A 12776-nucleotide genomic window follows, 5' to 3' on the forward strand; every position below is an offset into this window, starting at 1 on the left:
TGGCCGCCGCTGCAAAATATCGCGCGTGTGGCGTGCTGTGGCCGATTGCGAGTCCTTCAGCGAGGCTGTTCTGGCGGGTAGCGGGCGAGCCACTCTTCCATGGTCTCGCAGCGGTGCGGCACGAGCACCAGGGCGGCGCGCTGAGCGATGGCCACCGCGATCTGGAGTTGCTCGCGCCTGGTCGGCGGGTTGCTGATGCGCAGAACGTAGGCGGGCCGCTCAGCCGACGTTCGCACTAGCGCTCCTCCGTCCGGCGATGAGGCAAAGCCGGGGGGCCTCGTCGAGGACGGGCCGAGTGAACGTAAATCCCCGGATCGGACCAGTCGACCGCCACCCCCTGTAGGATCCGGTTGAGCGTGTCGGTGGTCAACTCCCGGACATCGCAGTGCGCAATGGCCGCCTGGTGCAAATGCTCGCTCGGCGTTTCCTTCCAGCGGGCGCGGGTCTTCAGCCAAAATATCTGCGCGGTGACGTTGCCATTGCGGGCGCTGTTGAACAGAAAGCCCGCGACCTGCGCGTTCGCCTTGACGGAGCCGAGGTCCAACTCCTCCCGATAGTGTTTCCGAAGCGTCTTGGCGTCGATGCCGACCACCCGGGCGATGTCGTCGGCCGGAATGCCGTAGGCTGCCATCGCCTCGACCTGCCGTCGTTGCCCTGGATCGGGATCGTGGGCGCGCCGGCTCAAGACTTCTTCTCTTCGCCCAGTCGCTCTGCCGATACTTCCGGGAAGCTCCGGCCGTCATCCAGTCGGGCCGTCTCACCGGTGAAGCTCTGCCACCGCTCGATCGCGACGTCGACATATTGCCCCATCAGTTCGATGGCGTGGCAGGAACGTCCTGTCATTTCTGCAGCGATGATGGTCGTGCCGGAACCGCTGAACGGCTCATAAATGGCATGACCGGGCGAGGAATTGTTCTCGATCGGCCGCTTCATGCATTCGACCGGCTTCTGCGTGCCGTGCTCGAAACCCGGACCTTCACGGGCGGGGATTTGCCACAGCGTCGATTGCTTGCGGTCGCCGGTCCAGCTGGCGGGGCCATTGCGCACAGCGTACCAGCAGGGCTCGTGCTGCCAGTGATAGTGGCCACGGCTCAGCGCAAAGCGATCCTTCGCCCAGATAATCTGCGAGCGGACATCAAAGCCGACGGCTGAAAGCGAGTCCTGCACCGTGCTGGCATATCGGCCGGCATGCCAGACATAGGCGACCGAACCGGGAAAGAGGGCCCAGGCCTCCCGCCAGTCTGCGCGATTGTCGTTGGCGACCTTGCCGAGCTTTTCCTTGTTCTGCTTCACGCCGGCGGTCGCCCGCCATCCCGGATCGTATTCGACGCCATAGGGCGGATCGGTGACCATCAGGTGCGGCTGCACTCCGCCGAGGACCTTTTTGACATCCGCGGCCCGGGTGCTGTCGCCGCACAGCAATCGATGCCGTCCCAGAATCCAGAGATCGCCGGCACGAGCGACCGGGTTTGCCGGCGGCTCGGGCACCTCATCCGGATCCGTCAGCCCAGTGACGACGGGCGCGCAGATGGACGCGATTTCCGCGTCGTCGAAGCCGATCAATTCGATTTCAAAGCCAGCGCCCTGCAGCTCTTCGATTTCCAATGCCAGAAGCGCTTCGTCCCATCCGGCGTTGAGGGCCAGCTTATTGTCGGCCAGCGCATAGGCCTGGATCTGCGCCTTGCTCCAGCCGGTTGCGACCATCACCGGCACATCGCTCAGGCCCAGTTTGCGGGCCGCGCGGACACGCCCATGCCCGGCGATGATCGTGTTCTCTTCAGTGATCAGCACCGGGCTGGTCCAGCCCCATTCCCGGATCGAGGCCGCGATCTGATCGACCTGCGCCTCGCTATGGGTTCGGGCGTTGCGCGCGTAGGGGACCAGTGCGTCGATGGGCCTGCGTTCAACTTTGTCCGCCGGCCAGGCAGTGACGTTTGCTGGAGACTTACGCTTCGCCATCGTCTTCGTCGTCCCTGCTGATTTGGCTGATAGCAGGGAGCGCCCTGGGGTCGCCGTCGTATTCGGGCCCTTTCCAGCTCACGATGACCCTTTCAATCCGACCAATCTCCTGTCCCGGCTCAGTAAAATGCCCAGCCTGCTCGGCGATACGCAGGAGCGTGCCGACATTGCGCTGGTCTCCCTTCAGTGCCCCGACGACCAAGCCCCGCATGAGGGCCTCGGCCTTGGTGACCTTCCTGACCTCGTTGCCTTCGCGCAGCGAGACCTCTTCCTTGAGGATCTTCTCGAAAATGGTCTTGAGGTTCTGGCTGCCCTTGCGCCGGCCGGACGGGTTGCCGCTCTGGCCTGGCTTGAATCGCGAGTGCTCCGGCGGGCGCTTGTAGCCGACCGCATATTTATCCCGCGACGCGGGCCGGGTCGCACTTTCGCGTGTGACTGTCATGGCCTAGGTCCATGGATCGTTTCGAATAGTCTTCTCAGCGTATAGCTCCGCATGACTGATATCAGCGTGAAGATTCCGCCCACGAACATATTCTCCGAAAGAGACAGACGCACATCGAACCAGGGAAACAAAGCTATTTGCGTCAGCACGGCCAAGACAAAGCCAGTAGAAACATTTGCAACGGCTTCGATGAGCGACATGGTGTGGGATTGTTGCATCGTTCTTTCGCCTCGTCCGCGTGCGGTCGCTCAAGTACATGGATTAACAACCTGCATCGGGCCGGCCGGCCTGAAGCGTTGCCGCTTTGACCTGGCTTGAAGCGCGTACGCCCCGGCGGGCGCTTGTAGCCGGCCAACATGTGCTTGTTGCTCGGGTCAATCACCGTTCGTCCGCAGCGCAGTCAGCATCGTCTCTGACCTTCACCTTAAACGATCATACCATCTGCGCCGCGCAGAGCCCCTTTCGAATCACTACGTACCGCTGCGAACAATTGCGCCGAGCCGGCAAGCCAAAATCTTGTGTAGGGAAAACGTTCGCAGTCCATAGGCGCCCTCGAACGCCATAGATGCCCTCTCATCAGGGAAGGGCGCATATGGCGGAGCAGGGCACCTATGACATCGATACCGGCACCGGCGTGTGACCCGCAACACCGTCTCGTCTGTGCCGTACCGTTTGTTTCCGTGCAGTTCCGTGTGTTTCTGCGAAGCCAGGAACCCATGACGACCCATGCATGGGCGTCGCCGACGATGGCTTGTGGCGATCATAGGCGCCCTTGATCATCATAGGCGCCCTCGATCCGAGAGATGCCCTGGAGCCGACGTTGGGCTTCTATGCCGATCGCGTTGTGTCATCTGCCCTGTGAATAGTGCGTGCAATTCCGGCAGCGCGATTTGCGCGCGTCGAAGCAGTTAAGATCGGTGCAGGGTCAGATTCGATTACGGAGGCACGGATGGTTTCAGTTGAGACTTTCTTGCGGCGCATCCCCCAGGAGATGGCACGTGCATTTATGAAGAGGTGCGGGGTCAGCCTTCCTGAAAACCTGGACTGGTCAGGGAAGGTCAGGCAAACGACATTGAGGATCAAGGCTTGCATTGAAGCCGCGGGGCAGGGTCCGCAGTCCCGCGTCATGCGGGATTACGAGCGCATTGCTTCGATGGCGGACGAGGCCGGTCAGATAGCGCTGTTGTCGGTGTGCAAGCACTGCTCCGTGCTGGAGCGGCTGGAAAACGCCTACAGCCGCGCCTACTGGCTCTTCGAAAATGAGTTCGAGGCGTTCCGTCGCGCCGAAGAAGCACGGTATACCGACGAACACCGGCGCGGCCGGAACTGGACCGGCGTGCTCACTAAATCGGGTCTGTCAGTCCGGACCGATTTGTCCTCGCTCCAGGCATTCAAGGCGGCTGTTCTCCAGGAGTTGAAGTCCGAAAACATTCACGTCGATGTTTTCGAAAGGCGGCGCAAGAGCTTCGACGGGAAGGTCTATTCGATCATACAGGTCACGATCTATCGCGAAGGCCCTGCTCAGGATTACCCTGAATTCATCAACGGCAACCTCGACTGGCGATCACGCCGCCCGGTTTATGAAGCGGCTGTGACTTATGAAGCGCGGGGGGGCGTGGTCGAGGTTGTCGCCGAAAATCGCGACAGCCGGGAGAACCTGCTTCAATGCTTTGTCCGCGATCTGCTGGGCGAGAGTGACCAGCAGCCGTTGCCGCTCCGGGAGTTCAACCTCGATCCATTGCTGCGCCCTTGCACATTTCCTACGGATCCTCGCGATGGCATCGAGTGGGTGCGCGTGACCATGCTCCGCCTTCAGCCGTTCGACAGTCCCGACCAGCGCATCACGCTGGAATGCGCCTCGAAGGAACCTGGCGAAATCTGGTCGATGGCGAATGTCCAGTTCGGCAAGAAGAATCCGCTCATGATCGGGTACGCCGTGACGCAGGCGAAGCTCGTGATCCGCTTTCATCCCGAGGCCGACGCGTGCCGCGGAAAGACGCTGCCGTTGACCGTCAAGATGCCGCATGGATGCGACCTGAAGGGCAGGACTTCGAAGGAAATGATGATCGGCGAGAAATATCTGAAGCGCTGGAATCTGTTGTGCCATGCCTGACCGGCGCACCCCGGGGCGCGGCGCGATCATGCTTCTGCTGGACGTGCTGGAAACGCCCAAGGCGTCGATCGCCGGCATTGCGGCGCGACAGTTCAATCGCGAAATTGCGGAACTGGCGTCAGCGCAACTGATCAAGCCGTCTGGACATATGACTGCGGGCGCCGATGACGACGACCGGCCTCGGGAGTTCGTGTGGTGTCCGGATTCTTCGAGCTATGGGTATTTCAGCGAGGCTGAGGGTTGGGCGCCGGTGCCGGAATCCGACATTGCAAGCTTTGCCGTTGATCTCACGCGGTTTCTGTCGGTCGTGACGGGGAAGTTCAGGCTGTCCGGCATGGCGACATCCATGTCGGAACCCACGGGTGGGCTGTGGAATCTCGGCTCGGCTCGTTTCGGACGGCGCCCCAGGCGAAATCCCGTGATGTTTGCACGGCGCATGCACAATGCCTCGGTGTGCAATGCAGTGGAATCAGCGGTGCGGCGGCAAGGCAATGCCGAGCGTATGGTCCTGCTCACGACCACCCAGGCCGAACTCGTACCGGCATTTCCCAGGTCTTGCGAGGTCGTATCGCTCTGGGATGTGGTCGATTTCGAGAAAGACCTGCTGATTGATCCGAACAGGATCGCGGCCCGGTTGAGCCAGCGACCATTAGCCGGGGAAGGCGACCTTCAGGTTATTGCCGACGGAAAGCTGGTGAAGTTCTTCGGGGAGACATTCCGGTTTGAGCGTGGCGTGAAACAGCGGGAGATCATTCGGTACTTGTTCAAAGAATACCAGAATGGTCGCCTGCTGGTCTCGTCCGCGCAAATCGTGGCCGAGCTCGACTACCCCCCGCAAACGCGCATCCGGGATATTTTCAAGAACAGCCCAGCATGGAGCAAGCTGCTGGCCGAGCAGAACGGAATGTGCGGATTTTGTCTGGATCGTGAACGATCGGGCGGTCCGGACGGCGGTTGACGCTACTCACCCCGTTTCGCCCCCGCCACACCCCCCGATCTCACCCTGCGCAGCGGAGCAATCTGGATCGCAACAAAGCGATTCAGAAGGAGCTTCTGCGCATGTCCACGAAACACCTGAACCAATACGAATTGGCAAAACGCTGGACCATCAGCCAGCGCACCCTGGAACGGTGGAGGTGGAAGCGCAAAGGCCCAGCCTTCCTCAAGATCGGCGGGCGGGTCGCCTACGAACTCTCGGCAGTCGAAGCGTTTGAACAGACGCATCGCCAGCAGCCATCGACTCCTGTCGACGGGGAGGCCGCGAAATGATCAACGGCCACTCACAAGCTTATCTGCAGGCAGCGATCGACGGGGAGATTGGACGCCTGTCGAGCGCACAGCCCGGCGAACGTAACAACAGCCTGTTCCGCGCGTCGATATCACTGGCAAGCCTCGGGATGCGAGAGGGACAGATCATTCATCATCTCAGGCCCGCCGCCAAAATCGTGGGACTGCGTGGCAAGGAATTCTATTCGACCGTCAAGAGCGGCGTGCGGGCAGGACATGCCAATCCCCGGTCGGCTCCGCCTATATGTCAGGCTGGCGTTCCGGAAGCGAACCCAGGCGTGGCTCCGACCGGTCTGCCGCAACGATCCCCGGCCACCGAAGGTCGCAGACCAGCGTTTTTCCTGGGCGGTGACGAAGGCCCGCGCAGTTCCGCGGACGAGATCCGCCGCCATGTCTATCGGCGCGAAGGCAAGCTTGTCCGTATCAAGGTCAAGCGGCCGGACGGGTATGTGAACTGGTATCGCGTGAGTGACGGTCGGGGGGATGGATGGCAATCGGGCAAGCCGGCTGGCTATACGCCTTGCCCCTATGTCGGCGCGGTGAATCCTTTCGATCCGGAAGTGACGAGCGATGTCGTCTACTGGCCGGAAGGGGAGAAAGACTGCGACACCCTCGGCCGGCACTCGTTCCCGGCTTTCACCTTCGGCGGCACCGGTGACGGCCTTCCTCCCGGCATCGAGCCTTATCTGCGGGATCGCGATATAGTCGTCCTTTCGGACAACGATGCCGGCGGCCTCGAACATGCCCGCAAAAAGGCGGCGCTTGCTGCCGGCCTCGCGCGATCGATCAAGGTCGTGGACTTTCCGGAACTGCCGAAAGGCGGCGACGTCTCGGACTTTCTGAGGGACAATTCCGCGGAGCTCCTTGAGGGGCGTATCGCAGGAACGCCGCTCTGGAGTCTGCCTTCGGAAGCCGAAGGCCAGCCCGCATCCTCAGGCTCGTCATCTCTTGTCGCCTGCACTCTGTCCGACGTCGCGCCCGAGAAGATCGAGTGGCTGTGGCTGGACCGGATTGCGATTGGCAAGATCACGATGATCGGCGGCGAGCCAGGCCTCGGAAAATCCCAGGTGTCGATCGCGATTGCTGCCGCGGTGACGACCGGCGGGATCTGGCCGCTCGGCACCGGTCGGGCGCCACTTGGCAGCGTGGTGATCCTGTCCGCCGAGGACGGCCTCGCAGACACGGTCAGGCCACGCTTCGACGCAGCCGGGGGCGACGCTTCAAAGGTCCGCATCGTGCGCGCGGTTCAGTCAACCCAGCAGGGTGGCCGGCGGACGTTCAATCTGCTTGCGGACCTTGCCTTGCTCGAACGGGAAATCACCTCGATCGGCGACGTCCGTCTCGTGCTCATCGATCCGGTCTCGTCCTACCTCGGCAAGATCGACAGCCACAGGAACACGGACGTCCGCTCGATTTTGGAGCCTCTTGGCGATATGGCGGAGCGGCTGCGGGTTGCCGTCGTGGCGATCACGCATCTCTCCAAGGGGGACGGGAAGGCGATTAACCGCTTCATGGGATCGATCGCTTTCGTTGCCGCCGCCCGGACTGCCTTCGCGGTCGTCGCGGACGCCGATGACGAGAGTGGCGCCCGCCGTCTTCTGCTGCCGGTCAAGAACAACATCGCCTGCAACAAGGACGGCCTGGCATTCAGGCTGGCGCAGAGACTCATAGCAGATGACGTCATCGGTTCGCACGTCGTCTGGGACGAGTCGGCGCCGGTCTCGATCAGCGTGGATCAGGCGCTCGCCACCAGTCGGCCGGATGCCGACAAGGCCACCGCAAAAGACGCAGCCATCGACTTCCTGCAAGACGTTTTGTCGGCGGGTTCAGTCGATGTGCTGGACATCGAGGCCGAGGCGCGTGCAGCGGCGCTGCTCTCCGACCAGAAGCGGCTGAGTGCCTGCAAGCCGTTCAGGGATGCTGCCGCTGCGCTGGGGGTCGAAAGACAGCGGATCGGCTTTGGACCGGGAGCGCGGGTCAGGTGGTCGCTTCCCGGGAGCGCGTTTGTGTCGGGAGGGGCGAATGTTGAACGCCCTTAACCCCGACCTCATGACCGCGCCCGAACGCCTCGATGAAATCGCCGAGGTCCTCGCGGCGGGGCTGATGCGTCTTCAGGCCCGACAGTCCAGCGCTTTATCTGCGCACTGTGGAGAAAGTTCGCTCCACATCCCGGGACACCAGAGCGATGTGACGGCTCCATGCCTGGAGTCGACACAATGACCGAGACCGTCCTCGCGCAACTCGCCGCCCTGAAAACGGCGCCGATTGCCGCCCTGAAGCAGAAATGGCGCGATCTGTTCGAGTCCGAGCCGCCGCCCTATAACAGGCGCTTCCTTGAGCATCGTCTGGCCTACCGGATCCAAGAACTGGCCTATGGCGGCCTGAAGCCGGAGACTGTGCGACGCCTACTTGAGCTCGCCGAGGAACTCGACGGCGGCAAGGGGGATGTGCGCCGGCGCCGCGCCGATCATGATCGCCCCATCGCCGGCACCCGTCTCATCCGCGAATATCAGGGCGTTGAGCACCGCGTGACTGTGCGCGACGACGACTACGAGTATCAGGGCCGCCCCTACAAATCGCTCTCGGCCATCGCGCGCGCCATCACGGGCACGCAATGGAACGGGCGCATTTTCTTCGGCCTCAAGAACCAGCGAGCACCGCGATGAAGAAGCCGATCGTGCGCAAACTCCGCTGCGCGGTCTACACGCGCAAATCGAGTGAGGAGGGCCTGGAGCAGGAATTCAATTCCCTCAATGCGCAACGCGAGGCCTGCGAAGCCTATATCGCGAGCCAGAAGCCCGAGGGCTGGGTGCTGGTGCCTGACCGCTATGATGACGGCGGCATCTCGGGCGCGACCCTGGAGCGGCCGGCGCTGAAGCGGTTGCTCGCCGATATCGAGGACCGGCGCGTCGATGTCATTGTTGTCTACAAGATCGATCGCCTCAGCCGCGCGTTGATGGATTTCGCCAAGCTTGTCGAGGTGTTCGATCGCAATAACGTCACTTTTGTCAGCGTGACGCAGTCGTTCAATACGACGACGTCGATGGGGCGGCTGACGCTCAACATCTTGCTCAGCTTCGCCCAGTTCGAGCGCGAGGTCATCGGCGAGCGCATCCGCGACAAGTTTGCCGCGTCTCGCAAAAAGGGCATGTGGATGGGCGGCTTCGTGCCGCTCGGCTACGACGTCAAGGACCGCAAGCTGGTCGCCAATGAGGCCGAGGCGGCAACAGTCCGAATGATCTTCGAGCGGTTCATCAAGATCGGCTCGGCAACCGAGCTGGTGAAAAAGCTCCGGGCCGAAGGCATCCGCGGCAAACAGGGCAAGCTGGTCGACAAGGGTTATGTCTACAAGCTGTTCAACAACCGGGTATATATCGGTGAGGCCGTGCACAAGGGCGTGGCCTATCCCGGCGAGCACCAAGCCATCATAGATCGAATCCTTTGGGATCGCGTGCACACCGTCCTGCGCGAAAGCCCGCGGAAGCGCGCTGCAAATACGCGGGCCCAGACGCCGGCCCTGCTCAAAGGCCTGATCTTTGGGCCGACCGGCAGGGCGATGACGCCGGCACACACCCGCAAGGGCGGCAAGCTCTATCGCTATTATGTGTCGACCGACGTGCTCAAACGTGATGCAGATTCGTGCCCGGTGCGGCGGGTCCCGGCGGCCGAGATCGAGAGCGCGGTCGTCGACCAGTTGCGCGGCCTCCTGTGCATGCCGGAAATTATTGTCGGCACGTGGCGCGCTGCAAAATCATTGGGCGATATCTCGGAATTCGAGGTGCGCGATGCGTTGCGGCGGCTCGATCCGCTCTGGGACGAACTATTCCCAGCCGAGCAGGCGCGCATTGTCCAGTTGCTCGTGGAGCGCGTCGATGTCAGCCCGGACGGGGCTGATATCCGGTTGCGAACCGAGGGGCTGACAAATCTGGTCGCCGACCTTCGTGCCGTCAGACCGGAAACGCGGAGGGCGGCGTAATGGGCGAGCAGCTTCCCAACGGCGACGGTCGGAGCGTGACTGTGAGGGTTCCGATCTCAATTCGTAGGCGTGGCGGGCGAAAGCTCGTGCTTGCGCCTGACGGAGCTGAAATCAACGCCGCGCCTGTGAGGCGGCATGTCGACAATGCCATGGTCAAGGCGATCGCCCGGGCGTTCCGCTGGCGCGACATGCTGGAGAGCGGAGAGTATGCGACCATCAGAGAGATCGCCTCTGCCGAAAAGATCAACGAGACCTATGTCGGCCGCGTACTGCGCCTGACGTTGCTGGCGCCAGCGGTCGTTGAGTCGATCGTCGATGGGCGGCAACCGGTGAGATTGCAGTTGGACGGGCTGATGCGGCAGTTTCCGGTCGGTTGGCCAGCGCAATCCAAGGCCCTCGGGCTCATATCTTGAACGGGCGCTTCCTTTTGCTCGGAGTAAAGGGCAGTCAGCCCGCGCTCAGCGATTGGTCGCGTTGGATTCATCTTTCATGGTAGGCGTCGAATAGTCGCTCATGGACCGCTTTCCCGCTCCACTGGCACGGGCCGTGGAGGAACATCCGCCGTTTCATCGCGCTGCGGTGGAGCCTCGTGCTGTCCGGGACCCAAACTAAGCGTCTTACCGCTGAACCAGTAATGAGCTAGTGGCGCTGAATATGAGCGCGAAGCTCATTGATGGTAAGCCAGGGGCGTTTGGCGTGGATCATGCGGTGACAATTCGCGCATACCAACGCCAATTCGCTCAACTTCGTAATTCGCTCATCAACCAGCGCTTGGAGGGGGAGAGTGTGATGGATTTCGATGAAGCCGGAGCCTCTCGGTCCGTATCGCTTCTCGAAATCGAAGTCGCACGCTTCGCACGACAATGATTTTCCTTTGCCGACGATGCTGAGAATCTTCTTACGACGAAGGGATCTGTCTCGCTCTCGATAGACATGAAGCCTCGTCAATAAGCGGCCCTCGGGCGCCTCTACTCCATCAAAATCCTCACTCTGGCCTGTAGCAGGAAGGGTATCGATCGATGCTGTGATCGCAGCGGCCAGCGACCTCAATTGGTTCGGCTCTCCCGCATATTCATTCCAGACGGCCCGGTCTTCTTTTCCACCCCTCGGAAGCCCGACCCGCCCGCTCGCCGTATAACTTGGGTCCAGCGCTTGGAAATTGCCGAGCTTCATTGAGACTGCATTGAAATTCCTTGGCTCGCCAATGCGGTGCAGTAGTTGGGACAACGCTTCGATCGCATCCGGGCTGGGAAGCTTCCTGTCGCTCCTGAAATATAAGTCCAGGGCTACGAGCAAGGCATCACGGGACCATACGTTCCTAGCCACGTTCGACTCTCCGACGATGTTTACGAGCGGAGCGCCGCAGGAATCGAGTCAAGTGCCGGGCGAGCGTCGGAGCTTCACTCTCGCATTCCCAGACGACCATGACATCCCAACCGATCTCCTTCAGCTCATGCATCTTGCGTTCATCACGCAAGACATTGGCTTGGAATTTCGAGACCCAAAACTCTCTTCGAGTCGTAGGAGTAGTGGTCTTTCTACAGCCATCGTGCCGATGCCAAAAGCAGCCATGCACGAAGATTGCCTTCTTCAGCGGTCCAAAAACGATGTCCGGCGTGCCAGGCAGGTCGCACTTGTGCAAACGAAATCTGTAACCCATCGCATGAAGGAGCTTGCGCACCTTGAGTTCCGGCGAGGTGTTGCGGGATTTGACCCGCGACATTAACCGCCTGCGTTGTTCCGTTGGCTCGGGATAAGCGATGTCATCGCCCTTACGCAGCTTCTTCATGATACTCTTCGAGATGTGATCTTATGGATCGCGCAATCGCCCTTCCTAACAGGACCGGGACCGCGTTTCCAATCAATCGCCCTAATTGCTTGAAGTGTATGGGATCGCCGCGGCGTACGAATTCGTAGTCCTTTGGAAAGGATTGAAGTATCGCCCCCTCTCTAAGCGAGAGAGCTCTGTCTTGAACCGGATGCCCGAAGCGGCCATTGCCGAAACCATAGAATTGCGTCGTAATCGTCGGTGCGGGATCATCCCAGGTCATGCGCCCATAGACCGACACATAAGTCTTGCCGGACTTTTCGCGATGACAAGGCGTGACGAGATCCTTACGCCAATCCCGCCAGGTGCCACCGGGCTTGGCGGCACGTATACGGCGGAGATTGATAGCGGACAGTTTGCTGCATCGATGCAGTGGGTCGGTCTTGTTCGATCCTCCGGCTTCGAGTCGCGGCAGGGATGAGAGAGCATCCCTAACCGTTCGATGCTTTTTCTCGGGCACCGTCGGAGTTTCCAAGGCGATTGGACCATACTTGGATGCCAATAGCACGAGCCGCGAGCGTTGTTGTGGAACCCCGTAGTCCGGCGCGTAAGCGATAGACCAAGAGACATGATAGTCCTCGTCTTCGAGCATCTTGATAAAGCCTGCGAATATACGTCCCTTCTTGAAATCGACCAGGCGCGGAACATTTTCCATGGAAACGATGTCGGGAGCGCTATCGACGATGAGCCGCCCGAAATCGCGAAGGAGCTTCCAATCGGAATTGGGATGTTTTTGCGCGTAAGTCGAGAACGGCTGACACGGAGCGCAGCCGACGAGAATCTTCGGACCCGCGCCGAACAATTCCAATAGCTGTTCCTTCTTCAGGCGCGAAACGTCGCCGCAGAGGAACTTCGCATCATTGTTCGCCTCGAAAGCGTACCGACAGGAGGGGTCGAGGTCGAAACCGGCGGTGACCTTGAAGCCTTCGGCGACGAATCCATGCGAAAGGCCCCCGACACCACAAAACAAATCGATCACGGTTGGTTCGACCTTCGCCCGCGCGGATGGACCTTTTGCAGATCGTCTTTTGCCGCCTGATGCCTTTCGCTTGGTCTTGACTATAGTCGCCCGCTTCACAATTCGCCGCCTTGCCCGATCTTGCAGAAAATAGTGTCGATTTTAGCGCGTTCGGACCGAGTCGGGAAGATTGGATAATCCGATTTTCCCCGT

The 12776-nt window shown here is 60.9% G+C and carries 15 protein-coding genes; 7 read left to right on the forward strand and 8 right to left on the reverse strand.

What is annotated here, in order from left to right; all coding sequences use genetic code 11:
• Positions 1 to 56: 56 nt before the first annotated feature.
• From AB7F49_RS23395 to AB7F49_RS23415, 5 genes are read right to left on the reverse strand one after another with little or no spacing between them, the layout of a single operon-like run.
• Positions 57 to 236 (reverse strand): hypothetical protein, encoded by a 180-nt coding sequence (locus AB7F49_RS23395; RefSeq protein ID WP_428526814.1) that lies wholly within the window; start codon positions 234 to 236, stop codon positions 57 to 59.
• Positions 236 to 685 (reverse strand): hypothetical protein, encoded by a 450-nt coding sequence (locus AB7F49_RS23400; RefSeq protein ID WP_428526816.1) that lies wholly within the window; start codon positions 683 to 685, stop codon positions 236 to 238. The genes AB7F49_RS23395 and AB7F49_RS23400 overlap by 1 nt, the downstream gene beginning before the upstream one ends.
• Complete coding sequence (locus AB7F49_RS23405; protein WP_428526818.1) at positions 682 to 1959, reverse strand: site-specific DNA-methyltransferase; 1278 nt, start codon at positions 1957 to 1959, stop codon at positions 682 to 684. Before AB7F49_RS23405 ends, AB7F49_RS23400 begins: the two co-directional genes overlap by 4 nt.
• On the reverse strand, positions 1946 to 2401 hold the full coding sequence (locus AB7F49_RS23410) for a DUF5681 domain-containing protein (protein ID WP_428526820.1): 456 nt from the start codon (positions 2399 to 2401) through the stop codon (positions 1946 to 1948). The genes AB7F49_RS23405 and AB7F49_RS23410 overlap by 14 nt, the downstream gene beginning before the upstream one ends.
• Positions 2398 to 2619, reverse strand: a complete 222-nt coding sequence (locus AB7F49_RS23415; RefSeq protein ID WP_428526822.1) for a DUF7220 family protein — start codon at positions 2617 to 2619, stop codon at positions 2398 to 2400. Before AB7F49_RS23415 ends, AB7F49_RS23410 begins: the two co-directional genes overlap by 4 nt.
• A gap of 908 nt (positions 2620 to 3527) precedes the next feature.
• On the opposite strand from AB7F49_RS23415, the gene AB7F49_RS23420 reads away from it, so the two are divergent.
• From AB7F49_RS23420 to AB7F49_RS23450, 7 genes are all read left to right on the forward strand, one after another.
• Positions 3528 to 4514 (forward strand): hypothetical protein, encoded by a 987-nt coding sequence (locus AB7F49_RS23420; RefSeq protein ID WP_428526824.1) that lies wholly within the window; start codon positions 3528 to 3530, stop codon positions 4512 to 4514.
• Positions 4507 to 5472 carry a hypothetical protein gene (locus tag AB7F49_RS23425; protein ID WP_428526825.1) on the forward strand — a complete coding sequence of 322 codons (966 nt, stop codon included), beginning with the start codon at positions 4507 to 4509 and terminating at the stop codon, positions 5470 to 5472. Before AB7F49_RS23420 ends, AB7F49_RS23425 begins: the two co-directional genes overlap by 8 nt.
• A gap of 101 nt (positions 5473 to 5573) precedes the next feature.
• On the forward strand, positions 5574 to 5783 hold the full coding sequence (locus AB7F49_RS23430) for a helix-turn-helix transcriptional regulator (RefSeq protein ID WP_428526827.1): 210 nt from the start codon (positions 5574 to 5576) through the stop codon (positions 5781 to 5783).
• Complete coding sequence (locus tag AB7F49_RS23435) at positions 5780 to 7840, forward strand: AAA family ATPase (RefSeq protein ID WP_428526829.1); 2061 nt, start codon at positions 5780 to 5782, stop codon at positions 7838 to 7840. The genes AB7F49_RS23430 and AB7F49_RS23435 overlap by 4 nt, the downstream gene beginning before the upstream one ends.
• Before the next feature lie 177 nt (positions 7841 to 8017).
• Positions 8018 to 8467, forward strand: a complete 450-nt coding sequence (locus tag AB7F49_RS23440; RefSeq protein ID WP_428526831.1) for a DUF2924 domain-containing protein — start codon at positions 8018 to 8020, stop codon at positions 8465 to 8467.
• On the forward strand, positions 8464 to 9777 hold the full coding sequence (locus AB7F49_RS23445; protein WP_428526833.1) for a recombinase family protein: 1314 nt from the start codon (positions 8464 to 8466) through the stop codon (positions 9775 to 9777). Before AB7F49_RS23440 ends, AB7F49_RS23445 begins: the two co-directional genes overlap by 4 nt.
• A 149-nt stretch (positions 9778 to 9926) precedes the next feature.
• The gene (locus tag AB7F49_RS23450) at positions 9927 to 10190 is read left to right on the forward strand and encodes a hypothetical protein (RefSeq protein ID WP_428526835.1); all 264 of its coding nucleotides are present in this window, start codon (positions 9927 to 9929) and stop codon (positions 10188 to 10190) included.
• Between the two features lie 226 nt (positions 10191 to 10416).
• On the opposite strand, the gene AB7F49_RS23455 is transcribed toward AB7F49_RS23450, so the two are convergent.
• The 3 genes from AB7F49_RS23455 to AB7F49_RS23465 are packed head-to-tail and all read right to left on the reverse strand — an operon-like array spanning position 10417 to position 12584.
• Positions 10417 to 11103 (reverse strand): HNH endonuclease, encoded by a 687-nt coding sequence (locus AB7F49_RS23455; RefSeq protein ID WP_428526837.1) that lies wholly within the window; start codon positions 11101 to 11103, stop codon positions 10417 to 10419.
• Entirely contained in the window at positions 11096 to 11566 is a 471-nt protein-coding gene (locus AB7F49_RS23460; RefSeq protein WP_428526839.1) for a very short patch repair endonuclease, read from the reverse strand. The genes AB7F49_RS23455 and AB7F49_RS23460 overlap by 8 nt, the downstream gene beginning before the upstream one ends.
• Positions 11550 to 12584 carry a DNA cytosine methyltransferase gene (locus AB7F49_RS23465; RefSeq protein WP_428526841.1) on the reverse strand — a complete coding sequence of 345 codons (1035 nt, stop codon included), beginning with the start codon at positions 12582 to 12584 and terminating at the stop codon, positions 11550 to 11552. The genes AB7F49_RS23460 and AB7F49_RS23465 overlap by 17 nt, the downstream gene beginning before the upstream one ends.
• Positions 12585 to 12776 lie beyond the last annotated feature (192 nt).

The organism is Pseudorhodoplanes sp., assembly GCF_050250235.1.
Taxonomy (GTDB): Bacteria; Pseudomonadota; Alphaproteobacteria; order Rhizobiales; family Xanthobacteraceae; genus Pseudorhodoplanes.